The 10,452-nt window shown below is 60.9% G+C and carries 10 protein-coding genes and 1 tRNA gene; 5 read left to right on the forward strand and 6 right to left on the reverse strand.

Translation table 11 applies throughout. The annotated features are described in order from the left end of the window. The 3 genes from QZL67_RS07460 to QZL67_RS07470 form a co-directional block, all read left to right on the forward strand. On the forward strand, positions 1 to 244 hold a 244-nt coding region (locus QZL67_RS07460; protein WP_292920092.1), incomplete at its 5' end, for a hypothetical protein. Then, a complete protein-coding gene (locus tag QZL67_RS07465; protein WP_022290106.1) occupies positions 225 to 521 on the forward strand; it encodes a sigma-70 family RNA polymerase sigma factor in 297 nt (98 codons plus the stop codon). The genes QZL67_RS07460 and QZL67_RS07465, both read left to right, overlap by 20 nt. A gap of 106 nt (positions 522 to 627) precedes the next feature. Then, the gene (locus QZL67_RS07470) at positions 628 to 1,512 is read left to right on the forward strand and encodes a YitT family protein (RefSeq protein WP_022290107.1); all 885 of its coding nucleotides are present in this window, start codon (positions 628 to 630) and stop codon (positions 1,510 to 1,512) included. Between the two features lie 100 nt (positions 1,513 to 1,612). On the opposite strand, the gene QZL67_RS07475 is transcribed toward QZL67_RS07470, so the two are convergent. From QZL67_RS07475 to QZL67_RS07490, 4 genes are all read right to left on the reverse strand, one after another. Next, the gene (locus QZL67_RS07475) at positions 1,613 to 4,021 is read right to left on the reverse strand and encodes a cation-translocating P-type ATPase (RefSeq protein ID WP_292920094.1); all 2,409 of its coding nucleotides are present in this window, start codon (positions 4,019 to 4,021) and stop codon (positions 1,613 to 1,615) included. 269 nt (positions 4,022 to 4,290) lie between these two features. Continuing rightward, a tRNA-Gly gene (locus QZL67_RS07480) sits at positions 4,291 to 4,366 on the reverse strand. 270 nt (positions 4,367 to 4,636) lie between these two features. After that, positions 4,637 to 5,701, reverse strand: coding sequence for a tRNA 2-thiouridine(34) synthase MnmA (mnmA, locus tag QZL67_RS07485; protein WP_292920098.1), 1,065 nt, complete (start codon positions 5,699 to 5,701; stop codon positions 4,637 to 4,639). A gap of 101 nt (positions 5,702 to 5,802) precedes the next feature. Further along, entirely contained in the window at positions 5,803 to 6,663 is an 861-nt protein-coding gene (locus QZL67_RS07490) for a HAMP domain-containing sensor histidine kinase (RefSeq protein WP_022290110.1), read from the reverse strand. A 308-nt stretch (positions 6,664 to 6,971) separates the two neighbouring features. On the opposite strand from QZL67_RS07490, the gene gap reads away from it, so the two are divergent. Continuing rightward, complete coding sequence (gene gap / locus QZL67_RS07495) at positions 6,972 to 7,997, forward strand: type I glyceraldehyde-3-phosphate dehydrogenase (RefSeq protein ID WP_022290111.1); 1,026 nt, start codon at positions 6,972 to 6,974, stop codon at positions 7,995 to 7,997. Positions 7,998 to 8,165: 168 nt separating this feature from the next. Next, positions 8,166 to 8,492, forward strand: coding sequence for a helix-turn-helix domain-containing protein (locus QZL67_RS07500; protein ID WP_022290112.1), 327 nt, complete (start codon positions 8,166 to 8,168; stop codon positions 8,490 to 8,492). A 50-nt stretch (positions 8,493 to 8,542) separates the two neighbouring features. Here the strand turns inward: QZL67_RS07500 and QZL67_RS07505 are convergent, their stop codons facing one another. Both QZL67_RS07505 and hpf read right to left on the reverse strand, forming a co-directional pair. Beyond that, on the reverse strand, positions 8,543 to 9,307 hold the full coding sequence (locus tag QZL67_RS07505; RefSeq protein ID WP_022290113.1) for a PIN domain-containing protein: 765 nt from the start codon (positions 9,305 to 9,307) through the stop codon (positions 8,543 to 8,545). Positions 9,308 to 9,447: 140 nt separating this feature from the next. Continuing rightward, the gene (hpf, locus tag QZL67_RS07510) at positions 9,448 to 9,996 is read right to left on the reverse strand and encodes a ribosome hibernation-promoting factor, HPF/YfiA family (protein ID WP_022290114.1); all 549 of its coding nucleotides are present in this window, start codon (positions 9,994 to 9,996) and stop codon (positions 9,448 to 9,450) included. Positions 9,997 to 10,452 lie beyond the last annotated feature (456 nt).

The raw sequence follows: 10,452 nt of genomic DNA on the forward strand, positions 1-10,452 counted from the left end.
AGGCGGACGAATGACGCTTTTGGAACTATCGGCGCTCTATGACGAGAGCGCATCCCGCATCCGCGTGCGGATGGCGCAGCTCCGGGCCGACGCCAAGGAGCAGACGGACCCGGCAGCGGCGCAGGCCCTGCGGCAGCGGATCGCGGAACTGACGCCGCTGCTGCGAGAGATGCGGGAGCTGGCGGTGCTGACCGCACACTATTACGACAGGAGCTATCATAAACATGAACGGTACACCCTTTGATACCCGGGCCAGCGAGTGGATCGGCGACATGACAGTGTGGCTGCGGGAAAACAGCCCCGACAACAGCGAACAGCTGGATCGTCTGCGGCGCAACCTGCGCCAGGCCCGGCTCCGGGAGCTCACCCCCCGGCAGCGGCAGATGCTCACCCTTTACTACGACCAGGGGATGAACATCCCGCAGATCGCCGCACTGCTGGGGCTCAACCGTTCCACAGTGTGCCGCACGCTCCGCCGGGCGCGGGAGCGGCTCTACCGCCACATCCGGTACAGCCTGTAACACTTTTTCTTTTTCCTCTTGTGCTTTTCCCCCGCGCCCCGTATAATCGGCTTAGACAGGGTATTCTAAATAGGCCCGATTACCGCCGGACGAGGAGGTACTGCACATGCTGTATTCCACTTTGCACAAACGCTGGCCGCGGCTGGTGGCCTCCGTGGTGGGAGAACTGATCTCCGCCGCCGCTTTGAATCTGTTCATCGTTCCGCTGGGGCTTTACACCGGCGGTACCCTGGGACTGTGCCAGCTGATCCGAACTCTGCTGCAATCTTCCCTGGGACTGGAGACCGGGCCCTATGACATTGCCGGTATCCTCTATTTTATCACCAACATCCCCATCCTTCTGCTGGCCTATAAAACGCTGGGGCGGGAACTGGTGATCAAAACCATCGTCTGCGCCGTCTCCTATTCTCTCTTCTACTCTATCATCCCCATTCCCTCCACGCCGATCATTGACGACTACCTGACCGCCTGCATGCTGGGCGGCATCCTCACCGGTGTGGGCAGCGGCATCGTTCTCACCTGCGGCGCCAGCGGCGGCGGGCTGGATATTGTGGGACTGTGCCTGAGCAAGCGGGGCAGCTCCTTTACCGTGGGGAAATTCTCCCTGACCTTCAATGTGTTTCTCTACACCGCCTTTTTGGTGCTCTTCAGCCCCCAGGTGGCCATCTACTCGGTGATCTACAACTTCTTCAGCGCCATGGTGCTGGACCGGGTCCACCAGCAAAACATCAACGTCCAGGCGCTGATCTTCACCCGGGAGGACCAGAACGAGCTGGCCCACTTCATCATCTCGTCCCTGGGCCGCAGCGTCACCTACTGGAACGGCACCGGCGCCTATACCGGTGAAAATATCCATGTATTGTGCGTGTGCCTTTCCAAGTACGAGATCGAGGAACTGCTCCGGGCGGTCCACACCATTGACCCCCACGCCTTTTTGACCGTACAGGAGGGGACCCACATCTACGGAAACTTCACCCGAAAGCTGGAATGACCGGACGTCCGCCCGACCTTCCCGTCGGGCTGCGCAGTTTTCCTACTGAAAAATGCGGGACAGGCAAAAGCCTGTCCCGCATTCTTATATGGGTATTTTCTTACCGGCGCCCCCGCTGCCGGAAGGCCCGGCGGGCTCCCTTGCGGCGGGCCTTCTTCTCCGCCCGCGCAGCGAGAAAGGCACTGCACTTGTCAAAGATCCGCTCCAGGGTCATCTGCACCGGCACCACCAGCAGCACCAGCACGATCAGCACCAGCCAGGCGGCAAAGCTCAGATTGGAGAGGGCAAACGCCTCTCCAAAAAAGAAGATGGCCGCCAGCAGCGCAGCACTCATGGTCACCAACAGTGCGATCCGCTTGGCGTCCAATGGCCGGGCGGCGTAGTAGATCACCGTCAGGCCGTTCACCGCCATCAACACCACACAGATGGTGGAAAGCTCCTCCAGCGTCAGGCCGAAGGTGTAGACGAACAGCTCCGCAAACAAGATCACGGCAATGGCCGTCAGCCCTCCGGGGAAGGCCCGGCGCAGCACGTTGTGGAGGAACCGCCCCCGCACCAGGTCATGGTTGGGCTCCAGTGCCAGGAAAAAGGAGGGTACGCCGATGGTCAGGGCAGAGATCAGCGTCAGCTGGATGGGGACAAAGGGATAGGGGAAATCGGCAAACAGCGTGATGATAGCCAGAAAGAACGAGAGGATGTTCTTCACCAGATACAGCGCCGAGGCCCGCTGGATGTTGTTGATGACCCGGCGGCCCTCCGCCACTACCTTGGGCATGGCGGCAAAGTCACTGTCCAGCAGCACCAGCTGGGCCACCTGACAGGCTGCGTCTGCGCCGGAGGCCATGGCCACGCCGCAGTCGGCGTCCTTGAGGGCCAGCACATCGTTGACGCCGTCGCCGGTCATGGCCACGGTGTGGCCCTGGCTTTGAAGGGCCCGGACGATCTTGCGCTTCTGATTGGGCACCACCCGGCCGAATACCGTGTACTCCCGCACGGCCCGGGCAATGTCCTGATCTGTCTGCAGCTCCCGGGCGTCCACCCAGCTGCCGGCGCCGTCGATCCCCGCCTGGGCCGCCACGGCGGACACCGTGACCGGATTGTCGCCGGAAATGACCTTGACAGCCACTCCCTGACTGTGGAAGTAGTCAAATACCTTGGGCGCCGCCGGACGGATGGGATTTTCCAGCACCACCAGGGCGATGGGCACCATCAGGCCCACGAGATGCCCCGGCTCCGCACCATCACACTGGGCCAGCAGCAGCACCCGGCAGCCCTTTTCGGCATAGTAGGCCGTCCGCTTTTCCAGCGGGGCAAACTCGCTGCCCAGCACATACTCCGGCGCACCCAGCACATAGGCGCCCCGGCCGGGAAAATTCACCGCGCTCCACTTGGTGGCCGAGGAAAAGGGCACCGTCTCCCGGTGGGGCCAGGCGGGGCCGTAGGAATACCGCTCCGCGATGGCTTTGGCCGTGTCGTTGTCCGGTTCCATGCAGCGGTAGAAGGCTCCCAGGATGTCGGAGATCTCCGTTTCCGGATAGGCCTCCACATCCAGCGGCACCACCTCCCGCACCTGCATCTGAGGGCTGGTGACGGTGCCGGTCTTATCCACGCACAAAACGTCCACCCGGGCCAGCGTCTCGATGGCGTTCATCTCATGGATCAGGGTCCGGTTCTGCGCAAGACGAACTACGCTGACCGCCAGCGCCACGCTGGTCAGCAAAAACAGCCCTTCCGGGATCATGCCGATGAGGGCCGCCACGGTGGAGACCACCGCCTGCCGCAGCCCCAGTTCCTGCACGGCATACTGATTATAAAAAAGCGCCCCGCCGATGGGAATCAGCACCACACCGATAAACCGGATCAGCCGGTCCAGCGAGCGCATCATTTCGCTCTTGCCGGGGCCGGCGTCCTTCTTGGCAGCCAGTGTCAGTTTGGCGGCATAGGAGTCCGCCCCCACCTGATCCAGCCGTGCCCGGCACTTGCCATTGATGACGAAGCTGCCGGAGAGCAGGCTGTCCCCGGCGGCCTTGGCGATGGCGTCCGCCTCGCCGGTGATGAGAGACTCATTTACCTGCACCTGCCCGGTGAGAACGGTGGCGTCTGCCGGGATCTGACAGCCGGCAGTCAGCTCGATGACGTCCTCCCGCACCAGTGCGTCCGATGCCAGTTCCACCACCATCCCGTCCCGGATCGTCCGGACTCTCGCGGCAGAGAGCAGCGTCAGCTTTTCAATGGTCCGTTTGGACCGCAGCTGCTGGACAATGCCGATAACCGCGTTGGCGGCTACAATGAAGAGGAAGGTCATGTCCCTCCAGTCCCCCACCAGCAGCAGACACACCGCCAGCACCACAAAAATCAAATTGAAATACGTCAGCAGATTTTCCCGTACGATCTGCTTATCCGACTTGGTGGGCGAGGCCACCGGCCGGTTATCCCAGCCGGCCTCTGCCAATGCCTTTGCTTGGGCAGAGGTCAGGCCCTTGTCAGCTGTCGGGTTCTGCAGGGGCATCTCCCTCCGGTCGGGCGCTGCGGCTTCCTGCGGTTGTCCCCTGTGGGTCCATTTCACGGGAGGGGTCCCCCTTTCGACATTTTTTGAGTGTATTATAGCAATTTCCCTGCGGTTTGTACAGGGAGGCACTGGAAACCGCGCAAAAAAACGCCCGGGCTCTATTGGCCCGGGAAGAACTTCGATCCGCACGCTTCCCACACGGCGGAGGCAGCGCGTTCGTCCTTCTACCAAAACGAAAAAGGACATCCCAGTTGGGATGTCCTTTTATTTGGAGCGGGCAACGAGGCTCGAACTCGCTACCTCCACCTTGGCAAGGTGGCGCTCTACCAGATGAGCTATGCCCGCGGAACGAAAGTTATTCTAACAAATACATTCCATCTTGTCAAGGCAAAATAAAAAGTTTTTTAAATTTTTTTGTCAGTTGCACATTTGCGTGCAATTTCTCCCCTGCCGGCGCATATACTGCTTGAGAATGCCATTGCAAAGGAGGAACAGCCGTGCGTATGCAGATCCACAACGGTGGTGACGTCGATGACCTGATCTTTCAGGACAGCTGGATCATCAGTGAACGATAATGCCTGACAGGCGCCGCAGATGCGGCGCCCTTTTTATGGCTCACCGGCCGCAGATGGTGCCGCCGCCCACCACTGCCTCATCGTCGTAGAACACCACCGCCTGTCCCGCGGTGACGGCCCGCTGGGGCTGGGCAAAGGTGACCCGCACCCGGCCGTCCTCCAGCGGCTCCACGGTGGCCTCGGCCTCCTTCTGGCTGTACCGGGTCTTGGCGGTCACTTGGATGGGCCCCGTAAGCGCCGGCAGGGAGATGAGATTGACCCGCTCCGCCGTCAGCGTATCGGTGTAAAGCGCACTGTCCGGCCCCAGGACCACGGTGCCCGCGTCCAGGTCCTTGCGTACCACATACAGCGGCGCGTCGGCACTGACCCCCAGCCCCTTCCGCTGGCCGGTGGTATAGCACTCCAACCCCCGGTGGCGGCCCAGGACATGCCCCTCCTGGTCCACAAAGTCCCCGGGCACCGGCGTCACGCCGCCATAGCGCTGCAAAAAGCCCACATAGTCCCCGTCGGGAACAAAGCAGATGTCCTGACTGTCCGCCTTTTCGGCGTTGTCCAGGCCGGCCTCTGCTGCCAGCGCCCGGATGGCAGGCTTTTCATAGTCACCCACCGGGAGCAGCAGATGGCTCAGCTGGCGCTGGGTCAGCTGATAGAGCACGTAGCTCTGGTCCTTCCGCCGGTCTTTGCCCCGCAGCAGCAGCCACCGCCCCCGCTCCTCATCGTAGCGCACCCGGGCATAGTGGCCGGTGGCGATGGCATCCGCTCCCTGCTCCAGCGCCCAGTCCAGCAGGGCGCCGAACTTGATCTCCCGGTTGCAGTCGATGCAGGGATTGGGGGTTCTGCCCTGCACATATTCCTCCACAAAGTGGTCCATGACGGCGGTGCGGAACAGTCCGCTCAGGTCCAGTACCTGATGGGGAATCCCCATGGCGGTGGACACCGCTTTGGCCATCTCAATATCATCTGCCGAACCGCACAGGTCCGGCAGATCCTTATAGGCATGCAGGCGCAGCGTGACGCCGGTGACGTCGTACCCGGCCCGCCGCAGCAGCAGTGCCGCCGCAGCGCTGTCCACGCCGCCGCTCATGGCAGCAAACACGCGCTGAATAGACAATGGAATCCCTCCTGATTCAAAGCTGGTCTTATTATACCTGATTACTGGGAAAAAGGAAACCTATAAATCCGACCGCCCGAAGGCGGCCGGATGGCTCAGTCCAGATTGCGCTGCAAAAACGCCTGGGGCGGCAGGGCGTCTGAGAGTGCCAGCAGCGTGCGGTTAAAGCCGCCGGCGTAGTCAAAGGCCACATCGGACACACCGCCGCTTCCCACCAGACAGTCCGGGAAGGCCAGTGTAAAGCGGGAGCCCTTCTCAGGCTGGGATTCTGCCAGCAGCCGTCCACCCAGCCCCTCCGCAATGCGGGCGCACAGAGACAGTCCCAGGCCCAGACCATGAGGCTGGGGGGCGATCCGCTCCGGATGGCGGTAGCGCTCAAAGAGCACTTCCATCTGTTCCGGCGGGATGCCGCAGCCGCTGTCCGTCACGGACAGCAGCATCTTCCCCCCCGCGCACTTAAGTTCCACCGTCACGGAGCCTCCGGCGGGGGTAAACTTGAAGGCATTGGAGAGTAGCTGGTACAAAAGCTGCTCTATGCCCTCCCGATTGACGGCGCAGATGTGCCGGGGCGTCCGGCAGCGGAAGGTAAATGTCAGGCCCAGCAGCCCTGCCAGACCCTCCGCCTGGTCACACAGGTCTCCCACCACCTGCACCACATCCAAGTCCTGAAGGGGTAGCGGCCCCTCCTTTTGAAAGATCTGCGCGGCGGTCAGGTTGTTCACCAGCCGCAGCAGACGGTAATAGCTCTGATCCAGAACGGCTGCCCGCTGGTCCAGCTCCGGGTCCTCATCCCGCTTGGCGGGCGGGGCCAGCTGTATCGCCGCCAGATGCAGATTGCTCAGCGCCGCCCGCATCTGGGCAGCGATCCCGGGCAGAAGCACCTCCGGGGGCTGCGCCGGCTGTTGTATTTCCTGGGGCTGCTGCTCCTCCGGCTGATGGGGCTTTTCCGGTTCCACAGGGCTCCCTCCTATCCGCGCAGACGCGCTGCATGTAGCATGTACAGGGAGCCCTCCGCAAAACCGTGGAAAAGCCTGCCTGCGCTGCCTATATTTTTTAGCATAGCAAAAATGTGTGGCAAAGACAAGAATTTTGTCGAAAAATGTCGAACGCAGGAGGAAGCTGTGCAATCTCACCAGTAAATTTTGGATTTACGTCACGTAATTTTACGTAATATTTAAAGAAAAGTTTTCGCAACCGTGCTACAATCAGGACAAGGCTTACCGCACCGGCGGTAAAATATGAAGACGCGGAAGGAATGGATACAATGGCAATCAAAGTGGGCATCAACGGCTTCGGCCGCATCGGACGGGTGGCTCTGCGGATCATGGTGGAGCGGGGCTGCAGCAGCTATCAGATCTGCGGCATTAATCTGCGCAACGCGGATCTGGACTACATGGTCTATCAGGTCAAGTATGACAGCGTCTTCCGCACCTTCCAGGGCACGGTGGAGCGGGACGACCGGCACCTGATCATCAACGGCAAGAAGATCCGCGTGTACAGTGAGGACGACGCGGCCAACATTCCCTGGGATGACTGCGGCGCCGAATACATCATCGAGTCCACCGGCGCCTACTGCACCACGGAGAAAGCCTCCGCCCACTTCCGGCACGGCGCCAAGAAGGTCATCATCTCCGCCCCCGCCAAAGATGACGTCACGCCCACCTTCGTCATGGGTGTCAACCACACGAACTATACACCGGATATGAACGTGGTCTCCAACGCCTCCTGCACCACCAACTGCCTGGCCCCCATGACCAAGGTCATCAACGACACCTTCGGCATCGAGCAGGCCCTCATGAGTACCATCCACGCCGCCACCGCCAAGCAGAAGGCCGTGGACTCCCGGGCGGGCCGGGACTGGCGGACGGGCCGCAGCGTCATGGGCAACATCATTCCCTCCACCACCGGCGCGGCCAAGGCGGTGGGCATGGTCATCCCCGAGCTCAAGGGCAAGATGACCGGCATGAGCTTCCGGGTTCCCACCAACGATGTGTCCGTGGTGGACCTGACCGCCCGGCTCCGCCAGCCCGCCAGCTATCACGATGTGTGCGTGGCTATGGAGAACGCCGCCCAGAACCGGATGAAGGGCATCATCACCTGCACCCGGGACCAGGTGGTCTCCTCCGATCTGACGGGCTTCTCCGAGACCTGCATCTTTGACGAGACCGCCGGCATCATGCTGGACAACAACTTTGTCAAGCTGATTGCCTGGTACGACAACGAGTGGGGCTACAGCAACAAGATTCTGGATCTGATGGCCTATATGTACGCTGTGGACCAGCAGGGCTGATCCATCAGGGATTTAAAAGAGGGACGTGGGTTTTCCCCACGTCCCTTTTTCAGCTTAACATACAGTTAAACTATAAGTCAATATATGTTTTAACTTGATGTATCGTGTCGATTGAATCAGATACACTAATCTCAATATTGGGATTAGGTGAAGCTGATGGAGACGCACATGCTGGACAAGAAAAACATGGGTCTGCGCATCCGGCGTGCCCGGGAACAAAAGCACTGGACTCGGGAACAGCTTGCCGAAAAGCTGGAACTTTCGGTGAATGCAGTGGCAGATCTTGAACGGGGAAAATCCGGGACAAGATTGGAAACCCTGGTAAAGCTGTGCGCTCTTTTGGGACTGAGCGCCGACTACGTCCTCTACGGGGAGCCCTCCCCGTCCGCCCAGGCCATCGCCGGGATGCTGGCGGACCGGGACGAGCGGACCCAACACCTGGTGGAATCCACCGTGCGGGCCATGCTGGACGCTCTGGACGAAACCAAACCGTAACCAACTGCAAACCGCCCGGAGAGGATGTTCCTCTCCGGGCGGTTTTTTTGTTATTCCGCTGCTTTTTCCGCCGCTTTCTTGCGGCGGCGGCCACCCCGGTGGGTGCGGCCGGTTTTCTTCACGGGCTGCTCCTCCATCTGCTCCGGCTGGGACTCCTCAGCGGGCTTTCCGCCCAGATGCAGGCGGCCCTGCTTCTTGGCGGGCTGTTCCTCCGCCATGGGCTCCGGCTGGGGCTCTTTGGCGGCCTTGGCGCCCTTTCCGCCCCGCTTACGCCGCCCGGAGGACTTCTTGGGATCCTCCGCAGGAGCGGGCACCGGGGCAGGTGCCGGGGCAAACAGCTCCTCCAGATGGGTATAGGCCAGCACACCCTGGGCCGGGCCGAACTCCCGAATCAGCGCCTGCGCCAGCTCCTCACGGCTGGCGCTGCGCAGCAGGAAACTGGCCTGCAGGCAGCTCTGGATAGACGGCCGCAGCGCCACCTCCCGGAAGGTATCCGCGTACCGGGCCCGCAGGGCGCCCATAGCGGCCTCATACCCCTTGTCCTGGCTGATGACGTAGGCAAAGTCCGCCTCGCCCCGGCCCACCAGTACACCCAGTTCCGTGATGATCTGGAAGTCGATGGAGTTCTTGCCGCCCCGGACGCTCTCCAGATACTGGACCTGGGCCTTGGTGCCGGCACAGAGCTTCTGCACACTGGAAAGGCTCTGTCCCTTTCCATAAAAAACCAGGACGGTGTCGTCGGCGGTCAGCAGGTCGATGCCCTGCAGCCCGGTGCCGATGTTGTTGTCACCGTCCACCAAAAAAATCATGTTCATGAATCTTGTTCTTTCCTCCGTTTTTTCTCCGCATAGGCGGAGATCGGACTTGATTATACCAGACATTCCGAAAAAGCACAAGGGGAGGCGGCAGGCGCAAAAAACGGGGACCGCTTGCGCGGTCCCCGGGTTGGACGAGGTTATTCCTCTTCGTCGGTAACGATCAGGCCGTAGCCGCCGTTTTTCCGCTGATAGACGATGGACAGGCTGTCATCCTCGCTGTTGCGGAAGACAAAGAAGGGATGGTCCAGCAGGTTCATCTGCAAAATGGCCTCCTCCGGGCTCATGGGCTTGACAGAGAAGCGCTTGGTGCGGACGATGTTGAACTCCTTCTCCTCCTGCACCTCAAAATCATCCTCCGGCATGGGAGGCGGGAATCCTTCGCTCCGCAGGCGCTTGGCCAAGCGGGTCTTGTTCTTCAGGATCTGGCGCTCGATATAGCCCACGGCCGCGTCCACCGCGCCGCGCATATCCCCGTCCGGAGCCTCCGTCTGCGCCCGCAGCAGCGTGCCGCCGCCGCGAATGGTGATCTCCACAGAGCACAGGTGATCCTTCTCCACGGAAAACGTCACAAACGCGCTGGTCTCCTCCTCCCGGAAATACCGGTCCAGCTTGGAGATCTTTTTGGCGGCGTATTCCTTAATGGAATCATTCAGGGAAATCTTCTTGCAGGCAAACGTACACTTCATCGAGATCGCTCCTTTCGTGTGGGAAAGAGGGTTCCTGAGAACCTCTCTTTTGGTTAGTATAACACACCCGTTTCATTTTGGAAAGAGTCTTGCTGTGAACTTTCACAAAATATTTCCCGCCCGACCATTTTCGGCAAAAACAGCGGTGCCGGGGCGGTATGATGATCCAGGAAGCTTTCCAATATCCCACCCGCTTGGGCCGCACGGCGCGCTGCGCCGGGCGGCTCTTTTTTATCCCGTCGACTCTGTGGAAAAAAAGAGGCCGCCGGAGGGCGGTCTCTCTTTTCCGTTATCTTCTTCTCCGGCCGCCCCGCTTGCCGTCGATGCTGCGGTTCAGATCGGCCATTTTCCCCTCGGAAGAGGAGAGGAACTGCTTGAGCTTATCCTCGAAGGACTGGTCTGCGGAGGGAGGCAGCGTCTGCTGCGGGCTCCGGGTGTGGCGGGGGGGGGGCCCCG

Source organism: Oscillibacter sp. CAG:155 (assembly GCA_000436875.1).
Taxonomy (GTDB): domain Bacteria; phylum Bacillota; class Clostridia; order Oscillospirales; family Oscillospiraceae; genus Oscillibacter.

Coding starts and splice junctions, on each gene's coding strand:
- QZL67_RS07475 (WP_292920094.1), bottom strand. CDS start 4,021: ATGCCCCTGCAGAACCCGACAGCTGACAAGGGCCTGACCTCTGCCCAA.
- QZL67_RS07505 (WP_022290113.1), bottom strand. CDS start 9,307: ATGAACATGATTTTTTTGGTGGACGGTGACAACAACATCGGCACCGGG.
- hpf (WP_022290114.1), bottom strand. CDS start 9,996: ATGAAGTGTACGTTTGCCTGCAAGAAGATTTCCCTGAATGATTCCATT.
- QZL67_RS07500 (WP_022290112.1), top strand. CDS start 8,166: ATGCTGGACAAGAAAAACATGGGTCTGCGCATCCGGCGTGCCCGGGAA.
- QZL67_RS07465 (WP_022290106.1), top strand. CDS start 225: ATGAACGGTACACCCTTTGATACCCGGGCCAGCGAGTGGATCGGCGAC.
- QZL67_RS07470 (WP_022290107.1), top strand. CDS start 628: ATGCTGTATTCCACTTTGCACAAACGCTGGCCGCGGCTGGTGGCCTCC.
- gap (WP_022290111.1), top strand. CDS start 6,972: ATGGCAATCAAAGTGGGCATCAACGGCTTCGGCCGCATCGGACGGGTG.